The following is a 16,456-nucleotide window of genomic DNA, read 5'->3' on the forward strand; positions in this document are numbered from 1 at the left end:
GTTCAGCTATCGTAGATGCATCACGCGGATGTTGTCTGTGAGCAGCACCGGAGCCTGTTTCATTGCAGAAGGAGGTGTCGATGAGTTTGTACGAGCAGCAGGCACGCTTCAGACGACTGCTCTCCGAGCATGCGGCCTGGCGCCTGCTACATGCAGACAATGCTCCGATTGTTCTTGCGTTCATCCATGACCTCTTTGCGCAAGACAGCGAAGTGCCATTTGGTAAAGCGCGTGTTGCGCTAGAGGCCGAATTGCCCCATTGGCAAGAAGTTTTTGGCCTGCACGACAATGCCGGCACCTACCTACGTCAATGGATTCAGGCAGGCTGGTTGCGCGAGCACGATGACAAGCTCACCCGAACCGACGCCTTCGAGCTGGCGTTGCGCTTTGCCCAAAGCTTGGACCAGCGGGATACCAACGCCACGGCCTCGCACCTGCGCATCGTCCAGGACGCGGTACGAGATTTGGCTATCGCACTTAGCCCCAATGCTGAGGAACGAATCACGCTGCTGAATGCACGCCGGCAAGAACTCGATCTGGAGATTGAACGGTTGCAGATGGGCGAGGTGCCAGAACTCAAAGCCCCCGAGCAACGTGAGCGAATTAGAGGACTCTATCAGCTGACGTCAGTCCTCACGGGTGATTTTCGCCGCTTGGAAGACGAAATTCGCCAACTCGATCAGCGCATGCGTATCCGCATGATTGAGTCTGAGTCAGGACGCGGCGAGGTGGTAAAGGCGCTGATGGAGTATGAAAGCGAGCTGCTCCAAACCGATGCCGGACAGGCGTTCGACGGTTTTTATCAGTTGCTTTGTGATCAGAATCGAATCATTGAATTCCGGGAGCAAATCCGCTCAATCCTGGCACGTCCTGCATCTCAGTACCTGAAACCAGAAGAACTGCGTTACCTGTCCCATCTGGTTCGAGAGTTGGGCAAGGAAAGTGAGCGGGTGTTCTTCGTGAGGCGCCGTACTGAGGAAAGCCTTCGAGCATTTGTAGAAAGTGGTGCTCAACAAGAACGGCGGGCAGTCGAACGCCTGCTTCGCCAGCTTGAGCGGCTGGCTGTGAATTTCAAAGAGCAGGATCGGGGCTTACGCGAGCCTGTGGTAGTGAACCTACCGACAGGCAGCCTGCGCGTCCGCTCACCGTCCAGTATTCATTTGCGTCTACCTGAGGAACGATTAGACACTCGCCAAGTGACGGCCAACACGAACAGTCACGTGGCCAGCCTTGGCATGTTGGACCATCTCAATACCGTCAAAGCGCTGGAGGTAGCTCAGGACGTTAAGAAGCTGCTCAGTGAACATGGCCCGATGACGGTGGCGGGCATTGTCAATCACCGCCCTATCACCGGTGGCTTGGAAGAGCTGGTGGCCCATGTGCGAATCGCCAAAGCGGTCAGTGCGGTGATGCTGGAGCACCCAGAATGTCTGGTGGTCGTAGATCGGGCCGGCAATGGGATTCGGGCGAATATTCCCGCGCTGCTTATGTCTGCCGAGCAGTTTCCAACGGATCTAAAGGAACTGGCCTTATGAGCGAGGAAAAACAGCATTCCCAACAGGCTCCTGCACTGTTCGATCAATATCGAACGAATATCCCCGAACCGCCCTCGGTCAGCGATGAAGTGGAACCCATTGAGGATTATCTGGCTGTACCGCCTTCCGTTGAGACTTCAGATGTAGGCATGCCGTTAGAAGCCCGGCGAGCGTTGGTGCTGTTACTACGCCAAGGGGTGGTGATGGCTGATAGTAAACGCCTTGCATTCGAGGCGTTGTGCCGGCATGAGGTCCTCATCGCAGAGCATTTGGGCAATATGTTCATGCGTATGTTGCTAGACATGAAGGCCGGGATTGCCATCTTGTTACAGCAGGAGGCGGAAGAGCAGGACGAGGAAGCAGATGAAGCATCACGCCTGATCAACAAGCGCACGCTCAGCCTCTACGACACGCTGCTGTTACTGGTGCTGCGCAAGCACTACCAGGAGCGAGAAACAGCAGGTGAGCAGAAGATCATCATTGATATCGAGCGGATTGAGACATTGATGACACCTTTTTTACCACTGACTTACAGCTCGCGTTCCGAACGCAGGACGCTCAATGGATCGCTGACACTATTCAAAGAGAAGCGCCTAATCAGTGCCGTTAGGGGAGACGACGAGCGTTTTGAGATCACCCCGGTGATCCGCTATGTCGTCAATGCCGATTTTCTTGAACGCCTTCTGAAGGAATACGAGCGCCTAGCCGGCGACGCGGATGTCAGTACGGATGAAGAGGTGCAAGATGCTTGAGACGACGGAGCTGAGTCTGAGTGAGTTGTTCAGTACGGGGCAAATTCGCCTATCAGAGCTTTCTGTATATAACTGGGGGTCGTTCCATGGTCTGCATTCCGCGAAGATTGATTCCGAGGGTACTCTCATCACCGGGGACAATGGTGCAGGCAAGTCGACGCTCATCGATGGCTTGATGGCGCTGTTGCTGCCATCCAGCAAGGCGTCGTTCAACATCGCGGCTGCTCAAGGGGACCGCACGGATCGGACCCTGATGTCCTACGTTCGAGGCAACTATGGCAAGGCCCATGATGGTAACGAGACAGCCACCCTATTGAAGCGCTCTGGGGCTACCGCAACAGGGCTCCGGGCGCTTTACCAAGCGGAAGATGGTTCGCAGATCACGTTGGCGGCCTTGTTTTGGATTACCCAGCCCAGCAGCTCGCTCAAAGACCTCAAACATCTATTTGTGGTGGGTAAGCGCGATGTGCGTTTGGAGGAGCTGTTGCATGTCTTCGGTGAGGGCAATGCACGTGTGCTGAAGCAGCATCTCAAAGAAGAACCTTTAGTGGATGCGTTCGATTCTTTTACCGAATACCAAGAAACGTATTTACGCCTCCTGCGAATGGAAAATCGCAACGCTCCCGCCCTGCTTTCCCGAGCACTCGGTTTGAAGAAAATTGATGATCTCACCAGCCTAATTCGAGACTTGGTACTGGAGCCTAGCCAGGTTCGAGAGCATGCCAAGCTTGCGGTCAACGAGTTCGATGACTTGGTCAGCATCCATAACGAACTTGATGATGCTCGGCGGCAGCGGGACGCCCTGATTGAACTGCCCGCCACCAGCCAGGTGCTGAATCAAGCCAGGGAGGAAATGAGGCAAATTTTGGCAGAACTAGCGAGTCTGCCAGTCTACTTTGGTGAGCAGTGCTCTCGACTGTGGCAGGTAAGGCTGAAGCAATATGACGTGGAGCTGCTTCAGTTGGCGGATGAGGTGACGCGCCTGGAAAGCTTGGAGGGGCAAGCAACAGAACGTGTACAGACACTGTTCCATGCCTACCAGTCGCAAGGTGGTGAGCGACTAGAGGGTCTTCGGAAGGAACTGAAAATTGCAACGGACGGGTATTACGCGAGTGTACGTGATGCGCGCGCGTATCAAATGGATGCGCGATCTCTCGGTTTGCCAGAAACGTTGGCGTTAGATCCGTTCAGGCTCAATCAAGCTAAGGCGCAAGATGCACTGGAGGATATGCCCGCGTTACGCCAAGCGAAGCAGGATCAATTTGCCTCATCGGCCGCGAGTCTGTCCAGTGAGCAAGCACGGCTCAAGGAGTTAGTGAGTGAAATCGATGAAATTGAGTCCAGGCCAGACTCCAACATTGAACCCTCCTATCAGAAGCTCCGTGATCAGTTGGTTGAGAGTTTGTCCCTTGATCGAGCAGAGGTTGTCTTCGTCGGCGAGCTGATTGATGTCCAGGAGGAGCAGCGACCCTGGCGAGGTGCAATTGAACGTGCATTGGGAGGGCATCGCACCACTCTGCTGGTGCCAGACCAGCAATATCGCTTGGTTACCAAATGGCTGAATACCCGTCACACCGGACTCCACGTAAGGGTGCAGGTTGTTCGGCTCAATCAGTATCAGCAAACCGCTGAATTTCTGGTAGATGGTTTTCTAAGAAAGCTAGATTGGAAGCCCCACCGCTATCGTGATTGGCTGAAGAAGCATCTCTCGCGTTTCGACCTTCACTGTGTGGAGTCTACGGAGCAACTGGACCAAACCGACTTCTCAATGACCATTCAGGGGTTGGTACACCTAGATAAAGGGCGTTTTGAGAAAAAGGATCAGCAGCGCATTGATGACCCACGCTATTGGTGTCTGGGCTTCAGCAACAAAAGCCGCCTGACGGCATTAAGGGCAGAGCGCGTCGTGCTGGAGGCAGAAGTACTGAGCCTAGACAAGCTTGTCGTGGATGCTCGTTCAGTGATGGACGACCTCGAAAAGCACATAAGAGTGTGGGAGCGGATCGCCCAAGTCAGTTGGACGGCCATCGATATACAGTCTGCACAAGATCGTATGCAATCGCTCAAGGACGATCTACAGGCACTTGAGCGACCGGGCAGTGAGCTGGGAGTGGCGAAGGCGCGCTGGGAACAGGCTGGCGATGACTTGAAGAAAGTTCAGGAACAGAAAGGGCAAGTTAGCAAAAGGGTTGGTGGGGTGGAAATCAACGTCGCGCAAGCGAATCGGCAGCTTGATCGGGCGTACGAGATAGCCAAATCTGGTGTGACGGATACCGTGCGCGAGTTGCTAACCAAACGAATCGGACAGCTGCATCTCGATGACTTGGATGCGGCTGTGGAGATTGAAGGCCGCCACCGTTCAGAGTTGGAGGATGTGCAAAAGAAAGCCCATACCCGTGAGGTTAAAGCCTCTACGAAAGCGAGCGGCATAGTCGCTGAATTCAAAGCAAAATGGCCAATCATTGCGAATGACTGGCTCGCAGGTGTGGAAGGGCTGGATGAGTATGTCGACCACCTTACCCATTTGGAAAAGGAGGGCTTGCCAGATCTGGTGGAGCGTTTCCGAGAGCGTCTGAACCGCAACGCAACCCAGTCTCTGGCTCGAATCAGCCAGGGCATCCAAGCGGAGCGCGAAGATATTCAGGACCGAATCGAAACTATCAACGGTGTCTTGGAGCGCACTGAGTTTAAGCAAGGTACTTATCTTCGCTTAGGAAGCCGGCCAGAAATTTTCGAGCACGTGAAAGCTTTCAACAGCCAACTGATGCGTGTGCTCGCGAGAGCCGGAAGTGATGATCATGAGGCTCGGTTTGTCGAGCTAAAGGATTTGATCGAGAAGCTGGATAAGGCTACCAATCCTGCGACTTCAGGCAACATGGAAAGCCTTCGCCTCCTTGACTCGCGTTACCAGCTGTCCTTCTTTGCCGAGGAGGTTGAGAAAGGCAGTAAAAGAGTTCGCGATGTGCTGGAATCTTCCAGCGGTAAGTCCGGCGGGGAAAAGGAGTCGTTTGCTGGAACCATTGTCGCCGCGAGCTTGGCTTACGTGCTCACCCCCGATGGTAGTGATCGCCCGCTCTACTGCACCGTATTCTTGGATGAGGCGTTCTCCAACACTGCGGAAGCAGTGAGCCGTCGGGTGCTTAAGGTATTCCGAGAGCTGAAGATTCACGTGAATCTGATTACGCCATACAAGAACCTCAATCTTGCTCGCGAATCGGCGCGGTCGCTGTTGATCGCTGAGCGTAACGAGGAGAAGCATGAGAGCCGGCTCTGCGAGGTCACGTGGGAAGAGATTGACGAACAATTGGCGCGACATGAACAACAAAGTTTGCAAACGGTTGCCAGCTCATTGGGGATTGAAGTGGAGCCGGCCCTATGAGGGCTTGGGGACGACTGCCGGAGGATGCTATTGATGAGTTGCGTCGGCTGGAGTGGGATCACTCTAGCCGGCTTCGGGAGCGACTTCTTGGGACTCGGCCGTTCCCAGTCACTTGTGCGTTGAAGCCTCCAACGGGTAACCAGCTGCTTGAGGACCTTGCCCACTTCCATGGCTATATCGCAGCTTGGCGTAAATGGCCATGGCCGCATCAGGTGACTTGGGTGAAGAAGCAATTTCGGCAAGTCGGTGAATGTGATGTCCCCATCAGGCTGGAAATCAATTCCACCCAGGCTCTTATAGCTGTGCTGGGAGCTACAGCGATTGAGAGAAGCCAGGGATGGGCGGAGCGAATGGAGCCGTTGCTCTCGTTGGACAGGACTCTGTTCACCACGCTCATCAAGCAGCTTTGGGAATTAGAGAGGCTCTCGATGGCGGATATCCATTTGCTGGTTAGTGTGCTGCCGCAGCTGCATCGCGGATTGGGCCAGCAACGCTACTTGCGGGCCCTACCGCTCCAAGGCGTGGATACCAAATTCGTAGAGCTGAACCAGACGCTGATTATCGCACTGTTGGATGCGATGCATGGCCAGGAGATTTCCGCCCACGGTGGATTAGAAGCTTGGCTAGATTGTCGCGCGACTCCGTCTAATTGGCTTCACGTGAAACCACTTTGCACTGAAGCGAAAGAGTATTTTGCTGGGATTGATCTCCTTCGATTGCCCTTCGAGCATCTGGTGACTTACCCCTTGCCCGCTCGGAACGTGCTGGTCGTTGAGAACCTCCAAGCTGGATACGAGCTTCCCGAATTACCAAACACCGTTGCGGTATTTGGCGGAGGAGCCAACACAGCCTGGCTACAAGCTGAATGGCTGAAGGATCGACGTGTTGGGTACTGGGGCGATCTTGATACCTGGGGTTTGAGGTTTCTCGCCGATGCGAGACAAAGACAGCCGCATGTTGAGGCCTTGATGATGGATCAGGAGACATTGCTTGCGCACGTTGATCGGGGAGTGTGTGAAGAGCGGCCAGCAGAGCTGCCTGAGCAGGGCCTGACCTTTGTCGAGCGGGTCTTATTTGACGGGTTACGCTCCAATAGTTTTGGGGTTGGCCGGTTGGAACAGGAGCGGTTGTCTCAAGATTACGTCGAGCAACGCCTTGCAAATTGGGCCTTTACCGATGCGACGGTGGTCAGCCCGTAGGGGTTGTGAACTCATCGAGTAAGGAGGCCTTGATGCAATTGTTTAGCTACAAGATGACCCACGACACAGGGTTCGCGCCTAACCCTTTTGGCTGCACTCTCACCCTTGCGACCTGTAAACCCATGATTCGCCGGGCCAAGCATGCAGGTCAATGGATTGCAGGTTTCACGTCAGTGACACTGACCGGTGATCACGTCGGTGAAGAGCGATTGATTTACCTTATGCGGGTTGGCGAGAAGCGTCATTTGCGTGATTACTTCAACGATCATCGTTTTCAAGACAAGATTCCGGACATGCAACTGCCTGGCCCTATACCCAAGGCAGGCGACAATATCTACCGTCCCTTGGTAACCGGTGCATGCGAGTTTTCACACTTCGAACAGCTCAAAAATCCGAACCACTGGGCTGATTCTGGGCCTAGCGAATTCGACCTAAAACGAGACATTTCAGGTCAGTACGTTCTGGTGGCGGATACGTTTTACTACTTTGGCGCTCGCGCAATAAGCATTCCCGTCGAGTGTCGGCCATGGTTACCGAAGGGGCAGTCAGCACACGGGCGTTTGACGCCACCTGAACAGGCCTTGCGTTTCATCCAATACATTAAAGAGCGCTATCAGCCAGGGCGACATAGCAACCCGACGGATTGGCCGGAAGACGAAGTGCTGAACAAAACTCCCTGTGGAGGACGTCGATGCGGATCATCTTAAGTCGAAAGGGTTTTGATTCAGCTGCCGGTGGTTGCCCAAGTCCAATCTTGCCGGATGGACGCTTGTTTTCCCTACCTATCCCAGACAAAGCTTCGTCTATTGGATACTCCGATATCCAGTTCGATGGCCTTGATGTGGGCGAGCTGGTTGCGCAATTAACAGATGAACCGAAGCGTGTGCGACATTTCGCCCATCTAGATCCCGATTTGCGTCACACAGCCTTGAAACGGCAGCCTGGATGGAGGCCTGTACTCGGTCAAACTGGTAGCGCACAGGGGCACCTGCTCAATCAAAAGGTACAGGCTGGGGATATCTTCATTTTCTTTGGTTCTTTTCGGACCGTCGAAAAAATTGATGGTGTCTGGAGATTCATTAGAAGTGAACCCGCTCGGCACATTATCTGGGGATGGCTGCAAGTCGGAGAAATTTTGAAAGTGGATGATTTAGCTGATACGGCCATTCCCTGGGCGCGCTATCACCCCCACTTCTCTTATGGTAAAGACAAGGCGAACACGTTGTATTTGGCAGCTGACCATTTGGTTTTCGATGGGCAGCTGACGAATACTCCTGGTGCAGGGGTGTTTCCCCATATTCATGACACCCTGATGCTCACAGCACCAGGTGCTCTAAACCAAACTCAATGGAGGATGCCGTCTTGGTTGTTCCCTAGTGACGGAATATCTATGTTGAGCTTCCATCCAGACCTGAATCGTTGGACTTCCGATGGGGAATTCTGTCTTCTCAAAAGCGCAGCGCGAGGGCAAGAGTTTGTGTTTGACTCCAAAGGAAAGCCGGAGCCCATCGCGTGGATTAAGGGACTGCTTGAAGTCGTTGGACATTAGAGACGCCGCTCAAGCATCGTGGATGCGAGATCAGAATCTTGGACTTTTGATAACCGCTATGTTTCTGTTGGATTGAGGTCAGCAGCGCTGGGTTGTGCGCTGGTTCTGAATGGTAGAGGTGGAAAGCTGTGACAGACGCCAATCTGCTGGCGACATTACAAGCTGAGAACGCGAGGCTAATTGCCTTGCTTGACGCTCATGGGATTGATTGGCACCTGCCTGTTGAGCCGGTGAAGATACCGGTTGCTCAAATTGAGGCTTCGCGGCTGCTCAATACAGATGCCAAGGTTGACCTATTCAGAAACCTGTTTCGCGGTAGAGCCGACGTTTATCCCATCCGTTGGGAAAGCAAGGCCGGCAAGTCAGGATACGCGCCAGCCTGTGCTAACGAATGGCGCCCTGGGGTTTGTGAGAAGCCGCGAATCAAATGTGGCGATTGCGGCAATCGTCAATTGCTGCCGCTGACTGATGAGGTGATTTTTCGTCACTTGGCAGGCGACGTGGTGGTTGGTATCTATCCTTTGCTCCCTGATGACACCTGTTACTTTCTGGCCGTCGACTTCGATGAAGCTGAATGGCGTGATGATGCCCGAGCTTTTGTTCAGTCGTGTCATGAGCTAAATGTCCCAGTGGCATTGGAGATTTCACGCTCAGGCAATGGTGCTCATGCGTGGATTTTTTTCGACCGTAATGTTTCTGCTTTTGATGCACGCCGCCTAGGTGCTTCGATCATCAGTCATGCCTGTGAGCGTACTCGCCAATTGGCACTCAGTTCCTATGATCGACTGTTTCCAAACCAGGACTATATGCCGAAGGGTGGCTTTGGGAACCTCATTGCTCTGCCTTTGCAAAAGCGTGCAAGGGCGCAAAATAACAGCGTATTTGTAGATGACTCACTGGAACCTCATTCCGATCAATGGGCCTTTCTGGCCTCCATTCAGCGGATGAGCCCTGGGGATATTGAGCCGGCTATTATCCGGGCGATGGGTAACCGTGATCCTGTAGGCGTCGCGTATGTCGAGGACGAGGGGGATGCAGAGCCTTGGAAAGGCCGCGGTACTAGATCGCATAAGTTGACTTGCCCGTTACCTGCGTCTCTCCGTATCACATTGGCAAACTTGGTGTACTTCGAAAAATCGGAGTTACCGCAACCCTTGGCAAACCAACTTGTCCGACTCGCGGCATTTCAAAATCCTGAGTTTTATAAAGCCCAGGCAATGCGAATGTCCGTCTGGAACAAGCCTCGGATCATTGGCTGCGCGCAAAATTTCCCTAAACACATCGCCTTACCACGGGGATGCTTGGATGCGGCTCTGGAGCTTCTGGAGGAAAATGGAATCACCGCTGAGTTCCAAGATGAACGCTTTGCGGGCGACCCCATCGACGTGAGCTTTCTCGGCACGTTGCGTTCTGATCAGGAAGTTGCGGTCAGCTCGATGCTTAGTCATGACGTCGGTATCCTGTGTGCGCCGACAGCATTTGGCAAAACCGTAACTGCCGCCGCGTTGATAGCGAAGCGTAGTGTTAACACGTTGGTGCTCGTGCATAGGACTGAGCTGCTACGGCAATGGCAAGAGCGTTTGCATGCATTTCTAGGTGTTGGCAATGAAGTCGTGGGTACTATCGGTGGTGGAAAGGCAAAACCCACAGGTGTCATCGATATCGCTGTAATGCAGTCTTTATCGCGAAAAGGTGAGGTCAGCGATACGGTAAAAAACTACGGCCAGATCATAGTTGATGAGTGCCATCACGTGTCAGCGGTCTCGTTCGAGTCGTTACTGAGAAGTGCTGTTGCAAAGTATGTGGTGGGACTTACAGCAACTCCAATACGACGTGATGGGCAGCAACCTATCATCTTTATGCAATGCGGACCGATCCGGCACTCTGCTACTCGACCGGCAAGTTCCCCTCATGATTTGTCTGTGGTGCCCCGATTACTTTCCAAGCCCATTGTCGTCCCCGATGGCTCAGGGATTCAGGATGTATTTCGACGTTTAGCCGACGATGTCGAGCGTACAGCTAAAATTGTCTCCGAGGTTGAGCTAGCCTTTAGCCAAGGTAGGAAGATTTTGGTGCTGACTGAGCGTACTGAACATGTGGATGCACTTGAGACTGAATTGAAGGGGCGCGTGCATAACCTTTTTACACTTCATGGGCGTGTGCCAAAAAAGCAGCGAATCGCCCGCATGCACGATCTTGACTCACTGCCACCCGATGCTCCACGCGTCCTCGTTGCAACTGGAAAGCTAGTTGGTGAAGGCTTCGATCATCCAGCATTGGACACATTGGTGCTGGCAATGCCTATCTCTTGGAAAGGAATTCTTCAGCAATACGCAGGCCGGTTGCATCGAGCGCATGCCGATAAGGCCGACGTGCGAGTGATCGACTTCGTAGACGCGGGTAATGTCGCGTTGATGAGGATGTGGGATAAGCGGCAGGCGGGCTACAAAGCGATGGGGTACCGAATGGCTGACTCTCTAGCCACTATGGACTTGCTCTAGCAGCACAGTCGGTCCCATGGATTTCGATTTTGGACGCAGCCAGCAAGCTCCTTCAGTACGGTGAGGATGCTGGTTCCGGAAACGACATTTAATATGGTCAAATAACCGCAGTACGACACTTATCGTGGCTCAAATGCGACATTTATGGTGCCCATGTTCCACGTGGAACCCTGATTCCACCTAGGGTAGCCATGACACTTAATATGCCCATCGACACCCGCGTTTACTCAGCTGGTACAAAAAAGGCCAACGCTTTGCGTTGGCCTTTTTTATGGGCGTGTATTCAATTAGACAAGGCGCCGGACGGGTATAAAAAAACCGGCTAAAAAGCCGGTTTTCTGGGTCACTGCGAAAACTTATGCACGTTTTTCCCTGTTTTATCAGCTTAAGAAATATGTATCTAAATCATAGACTTAAGTGATAAATGAAACGATTTCAAAGAAAACCGTGCACAGGTTATCCACAGAAACTCAAATCGCCTGTGGCTCGGTCGCAGTTGCGAGTGGCGGCAAGGAGCCCATGTCGCGCTGGGTCTGCTCATTCCACGCAGCCGCGCGGTCGTTCAGTTCGGCAATCGCCCGTGGACCGGTGCCTTCGGCATACATGGGCTCACCGATCACCACGGTGATCACCCCAGGCTTTTTCGCCCAGCCGGTTTTCGGCCAGAACTTGCCGGCGTTGTGTGCGATAGGCAGTACCGGCAGTTCAGCATTGACCGCCAGCGCCGTGCCTCCCCGGGAGAACTTGCCAACCGTGCCAAACGGGACGCGGGTGCCTTCCGGGAAAATCAGCACCCAGACATTGTCCTTGAGCAGTTCATCGCCCTTCTTGGCCACATGCTTGAGTGCGGCCTTCGGGTTATCGCGGTCGATAGCAATCGGTCGCAGCATCGCCATCGCCCAGCCAAAGAACGGCACGAACAGCAGTTCGCGCTTGAGTACTTGACTCAATGGCTGGAAGTAAGCCGAGAGGAAGAATGTCTCCCAGGTGCTCTGATGGTTCGACAGGATTACGCAAGGCTGCTGCGGGACGTTCTCAGCGCCTTTGATCTCGTAGTGGATGCCAAGGAACACTTTGCTCAGCCACAGGGCGCAGCGGCACCAATAGACGTTGATGAATCGATAACGCGCCTTGAACGGCAGGAAAGGCGCGATAAAAAAGCTCAGGCTGCACCACAGCAACGAACTGGTGCCCAGCAGCAGGTAAAAAAGAAAGGTTCTGATTGCCTGCAAGATCGACATGGTCGCGTTTACCGTTGCGGGTCAGTGCCCGCCTTCCAAAAGCGCGCTCTGAACAGTCCCACGACAGGCTGCCAGAATCGCTCTAGTTGTTAATAAGTTCTGCGGCAATTGCCGCCAGATCGTCAAAAATCAGCGTACCTGCCGGCAAGGTCTTGCCCAGCGTCTTCTCGCCCTTCCCGGTTTTCACCAAAACAGGCTGAGAATCGACGGCTTTTGCGGCCTCCAGGTCACCGAGACTGTCGCCGACGAACCACAGGTGGCTCAGCGACACGTCGTAATGTGCGGCAATGGTTTTCAACATGCCGGGTTTTGGCTTGCGGCATTCGCAGCCTTCGTCAGGCCCGTGCGGGCAATAGACGATCAGGCCGAGTTCGCCGCCCTGCTCGGCCACTAACTCGCGCAAACGCGCGTGCATGGCGTCCAGGGTGGCGATGTCGTAATAGCCACGAGCAATACCGGACTGGTTGGTGGCCACGGCCACTGTCCAGCCGGCCTTGCTCAACTGCGCGATCGCCTCGATCGAGCCCGGCAGCGGAATCCACTCCGCCACCGATTTGATGTAAGCGTCGGAGTCGTAATTGATGACCCCATCCCGATCGAGAATCAGCAGTTTCAAACGGTCTTACCCCAGCAACGAAATGTCGGCTACACCCAGGAACAGGCCACGCAGACGCGCCAGCAGCGCATAGCGGTTGGCGCGCACATTGGCGTCCTCGGCATTGACCATCACCGCTTCGAAGAACGCATCCACCGGCTCGCGCAAGGCGGCCAGGCGCGCCAGCGACTCGCGATACTGACGAGCGGCAGCCATCGGTTGTACCGCCTGGTCGGCTTGCTGAATAGCCGAATAGAGCGAGAACTCGTTGGCGTTGTCGAAGTACTTGGCTTCGACGGTGGTCGGCACGCTGTCTTCGAGCTTGCTCAGCAGGTTCGACACGCGCTTGTTCACGGCGGCCAGGGCAGCCGCTTCCGGCAATTTGCGGAATGCCTGCACGGCTTGCACGCGCTGGTCGAAGTCCAGTGCCGAACCCGGGTTCAGTGCACGTACCGACAGGTAGGTGGCAACATCCACGCCTTCGTCTTCGTAGCGCGCACGCAGGCGGTCGAAGATGAATTCCAGGACCGCGTCAGCCAGACCGGCGGCCTTGACCTTCGGACCGAACGCAGCAACGGCGAAGGCCACCGCGTCGGTCAGATCGAGGTCGAGCTTCTTGTCGATCAGGATGCGCAACACGCCCAGGGCCGCACGACGCAGGGCGTACGGGTCCTTGCTGCCGGTTGGCAGCATGCCGATACCGAAGATCCCGACCAGGGTGTCGAGCTTGTCTGCAATCGCCACCGCTGCACCGGTCAGGGTGCTTGGCAGTTCAGCACCCGCACCGCGCGGCATGTACTGCTCGTTCAGTGCCAGGGCGACGTCTTCTGGCTCGCCATCATTGAGGGCGTAGTAGTAACCGGCGACGCCTTGCATCTCCGGGAACTCGCCGACCATTTCGGTCGCCAGGTCGCACTTGGACAGCAGACCCGCGCGCGCCGCCCATTGAGCGTTGCCGCCAATGTGCGGGGCGATGAACGCGGCCAGCTTGGAAACGCGCTCGGCCTTGTCGTAGACGCTGCCGAGTTTTTCCTGGAACACCACGTTCTGCAGGCGCTGGTTGAAATCTTCGAGTTTCTGCTTCTTGTCTTGCTTGAAGAAGAATTCGGCGTCGGTCAGGCGTGGACGAACCACCTTCTCGTTGCCGTCGATGATCTGCTGCGGGTCCTTGCTTTCGATGTTGGCCACGGTAATGAAACGTGGCAGCAACTTGCCGTCGGCGTCCAGCAGGCAGAAGTACTTCTGGTTGTCCTGCATGGTGGTAATCAGGGCTTCTTGCGGCACATCGAGGAAGCGTTCCTCGAACGAGCACACCAGCGGCACCGGCCACTCGACCAGCGCGGTCACTTCGTCCAGCAGGTTGGCCGGAACGATAGCCGTGCCTTCCTGGCGGGTCGCCAGTTCTTCGGTGCGCTTGCTGATGATCTCGCGACGCTCGTTGGCGTCGGCCAGCACATAGGCGGCCCGCAGGTCGGCCAGGTAGCTGGATGGCGAACCGATGCGCACGCTTTGTGGGTGATGGAAGCGGTGGCCACGGGAATCGCGACCGGCTTTCTGCGCCAGGATGGTGCAGTCGATGACTTGGTCACCCAGCAGCATCACCAGCCATTGCGTTGGACGAACGAATTCTTCCTTGCGCGCGCCCCAACGCATGCGTTTCGGGATCGGCAGGTCATTCAGGGAGTCTTCGACGATGGTCGGCAACAGGCTGGCGGTCGGCTTGCCGGCGATGTTCTGGCTGTAGCGCAGCTTTGGACCGCTCTGATCGATTTCGCTCAGGTCGACGCCGCACTTCTTGGCAAAGCCCAGCGCCGCTTGGGTCGGGTTGCCTTCGGCATCGAACGCGGCCTGACGTGGCGGGCCGTCGAGGTTGATGCTGCGATCCGGTTGCTGGGTGGCCAGTGCAGTGATCAGCACGGCCAGGCGGCGCGGGGCGGCATAAACGGTTTTGGTTTCGTAGTTCAGGCCGGCAGCTTGCAGGCCCTTGTCGATACCGGCGAGGAACGCCTCAGCCAAGGTGTTCAGGGCTTTGGGTGGCAGTTCTTCAGTGCCCAGTTCAACCAGAAAATCCAGAGCACTCATTGTGCAGCCTCCAGCTTGGCCAGTACTTCATCACGCAGGTCCGGGGTCGCCATCGGGAAGCCCAGCTTGGCGCGAGCCAGCAGGTAGGCTTGCGCAACGGAACGCGCCAGGGTGCGCACACGCAGAATGTATTGCTGACGCGCGGTCACCGAGATCGCCCGGCGCGCATCCAGCAGGTTGAAGGTGTGCGAAGCCTTCAGCACCATTTCATAGCTTGGCAGCGGCAGCGGTTGATCCAGCTCGATCAGACGCTTGGCTTCGCTTTCGTAGAAATCGAACAGTTCGAACAGTTTTTCGACGTTGGCGTGCTCGAAGTTGTAGGTCGACTGCTCCACTTCGTTCTGGTGGAACACGTCGCCGTAGGTAACCTTGCCCATCGGGCCGTCAGCCCAGACCAGGTCGTAGACCGAGTCCACGCCCTGCAGGTACATGGCCAGGCGTTCCAGGCCGTAGGTGATTTCGCCGGTCACCGGATAGCACTCGATGCCGCCCGCTTGCTGGAAGTAAGTGAATTGGGTCACTTCCATGCCGTTGAGCCAGACTTCCCAGCCCAGGCCCCAGGCGCCCAGGGTCGGCGATTCCCAGTTGTCTTCGACGAAACGGATATCGTGCACCAGCGGGTCGAGGCCCACGTGCTTGAGGGAACCCAGGTACAGCTCCTGGAAGTTGTCCGGGTTCGGCTTCAGGACTACCTGGAACTGGTAGTAGTGCTGCAGACGGTTCGGGTTTTCGCCGTAGCGGCCGTCAGTCGGGCGACGACTGGGCTGCACATAAGCGGCGTTCCAGGTTTCCGGGCCGATGGCGCGCAGGAACGTGGCGGTATGGAAAGTGCCGGCGCCTACTTCCATATCGTAGGGCTGAAGTACCACACAACCTTGCTCGGCCCAGTATTGCTGGAGGGCGAGGATCAAGTCTTGGAAGGTACGCACGGCTGGCGTAGGCTGGCTCACGAAATTCACCTGTTTCTTGGGCTGCGATTTAAAGAGCGGGAGTATACCCGATTCGTTCGTGCGCACGCCCCCTGGAGCCTTATGCCACGCTGCTTTTGGTGTTCCGAAGATCCGCTGTACATGGCTTATCACGATCAGGAGTGGGGCGTGCCGCTACGCGACGCGCAGCGCTTGTTCGAGTTGCTTTTGCTCGAAGGGTTCCAGGCCGGTCTGTCCTGGATCACCGTGCTGAAGAAGCGCGAGCGCTATCGGGAAGTGTTGTACGGCTTCGATGTGCAACGTGTGGCGCAGATGAGCGATGCTGAAATCGACGATCTGATGCTCGACCCCGGGATCATCCGCAACCGCCTGAAGCTCAAGGCCGCGCGCCGCAACGCCCAGGCCTGGTTGGCGCTGGAGGATCCGGTGGAGTTTCTCTGGTCGTTTGTTGGCGGGGTGCCGACGGTCAATCATTTCCAGGACCGCACCCAGGTACCGGCCGTCACCCCGGTCGCCGTGGAAATGAGTCGCGGGCTGAAAAAGGCCGGCTTCACCTTCGTCGGTCCGACCATCTGTTATGCCCTGATGCAGGCCTCGGGCATGGTCATGGACCACACGCTCGATTGTGATCGTTACGCCGAGTTGGCGGCGGGCGGTTAGAATAGTCGGCTCGCAACAGGATTCAGACAACAGG

At 55.6% G+C, this 16,456-nt stretch carries 12 protein-coding genes; 8 read left to right on the forward strand and 4 right to left on the reverse strand.

Annotated elements, in window-relative coordinates:
* The first annotated feature begins 80 nt into the window (after positions 1–80).
* From NR126_RS04490 to NR126_RS04520, 7 genes are all read left to right on the forward strand, one after another.
* On the forward strand, positions 81–1,535 hold the full coding sequence (locus tag NR126_RS04490) for a DUF3375 domain-containing protein (protein WP_256829761.1): 1,455 nt from the start codon (positions 81–83) through the stop codon (positions 1,533–1,535).
* Positions 1,532–2,287: a DUF4194 domain-containing protein gene (locus NR126_RS04495; RefSeq protein ID WP_256829762.1), complete on the forward strand. Its 756-nt coding sequence runs from the start codon at positions 1,532–1,534 to the stop codon at positions 2,285–2,287. The genes NR126_RS04490 and NR126_RS04495 overlap by 4 nt, the downstream gene beginning before the upstream one ends.
* A complete protein-coding gene (locus NR126_RS04500; RefSeq protein WP_256829763.1) occupies positions 2,280–5,666 on the forward strand; it encodes an ATP-binding protein in 3,387 nt (1,128 codons plus the stop codon). The genes NR126_RS04495 and NR126_RS04500 overlap by 8 nt, the downstream gene beginning before the upstream one ends.
* Positions 5,663–6,865 (forward strand): DUF3322 domain-containing protein, encoded by a 1,203-nt coding sequence (locus NR126_RS04505; RefSeq protein WP_256829764.1) that lies wholly within the window; start codon positions 5,663–5,665, stop codon positions 6,863–6,865. The genes NR126_RS04500 and NR126_RS04505 overlap by 4 nt, the downstream gene beginning before the upstream one ends.
* Positions 6,866–6,897: 32 nt before the next feature.
* Positions 6,898–7,572, forward strand: a complete 675-nt coding sequence (locus NR126_RS04510; protein WP_256829765.1) for a hypothetical protein — start codon at positions 6,898–6,900, stop codon at positions 7,570–7,572.
* Positions 7,557–8,414, forward strand: a complete 858-nt coding sequence (locus tag NR126_RS04515; RefSeq protein ID WP_256829766.1) for a hypothetical protein — start codon at positions 7,557–7,559, stop codon at positions 8,412–8,414. The genes NR126_RS04510 and NR126_RS04515 overlap by 16 nt, the downstream gene beginning before the upstream one ends.
* 128 nt (positions 8,415–8,542) lie before the next feature.
* Positions 8,543–10,915, forward strand: coding sequence for a DEAD/DEAH box helicase (locus NR126_RS04520; protein WP_256829767.1), 2,373 nt, complete (start codon positions 8,543–8,545; stop codon positions 10,913–10,915).
* A gap of 470 nt (positions 10,916–11,385) precedes the next feature.
* Here NR126_RS04520 and NR126_RS04525 read toward each other — a convergent pair whose 3' ends face one another.
* From NR126_RS04525 to glyQ, 4 genes are all read right to left on the reverse strand, one after another.
* A complete protein-coding gene (locus NR126_RS04525; protein WP_027616665.1) occupies positions 11,386–12,156 on the reverse strand; it encodes a 1-acyl-sn-glycerol-3-phosphate acyltransferase in 771 nt (256 codons plus the stop codon).
* Between the two features lie 82 nt (positions 12,157–12,238).
* Positions 12,239–12,772, reverse strand: a complete 534-nt coding sequence (gmhB, locus tag NR126_RS04530; RefSeq protein WP_105753522.1) for a D-glycero-beta-D-manno-heptose 1,7-bisphosphate 7-phosphatase — start codon at positions 12,770–12,772, stop codon at positions 12,239–12,241.
* A gap of 6 nt (positions 12,773–12,778) precedes the next feature.
* Positions 12,779–14,833 carry a glycine--tRNA ligase subunit beta gene (gene glyS, locus NR126_RS04535; RefSeq protein ID WP_256829770.1) on the reverse strand — a complete coding sequence of 685 codons (2,055 nt, stop codon included), beginning with the start codon at positions 14,831–14,833 and terminating at the stop codon, positions 12,779–12,781.
* Complete coding sequence (gene glyQ, locus NR126_RS04540) at positions 14,830–15,783, reverse strand: glycine--tRNA ligase subunit alpha (protein WP_008155694.1); 954 nt, start codon at positions 15,781–15,783, stop codon at positions 14,830–14,832. Before glyQ ends, glyS begins: the two co-directional genes overlap by 4 nt.
* An 81-nt stretch (positions 15,784–15,864) precedes the next feature.
* Between glyQ and tag the strand changes: the two genes are divergently transcribed.
* Positions 15,865–16,422 (forward strand): DNA-3-methyladenine glycosylase I, encoded by a 558-nt coding sequence (gene tag / locus NR126_RS04545; protein ID WP_027616662.1) that lies wholly within the window; start codon positions 15,865–15,867, stop codon positions 16,420–16,422.
* The last annotated feature ends 34 nt before the right edge of the window (positions 16,423–16,456 follow it).

The organism is Pseudomonas sp. Pse1, from assembly GCF_024519635.1.
Classification (GTDB): domain Bacteria; phylum Pseudomonadota; class Gammaproteobacteria; order Pseudomonadales; family Pseudomonadaceae; genus Aquipseudomonas.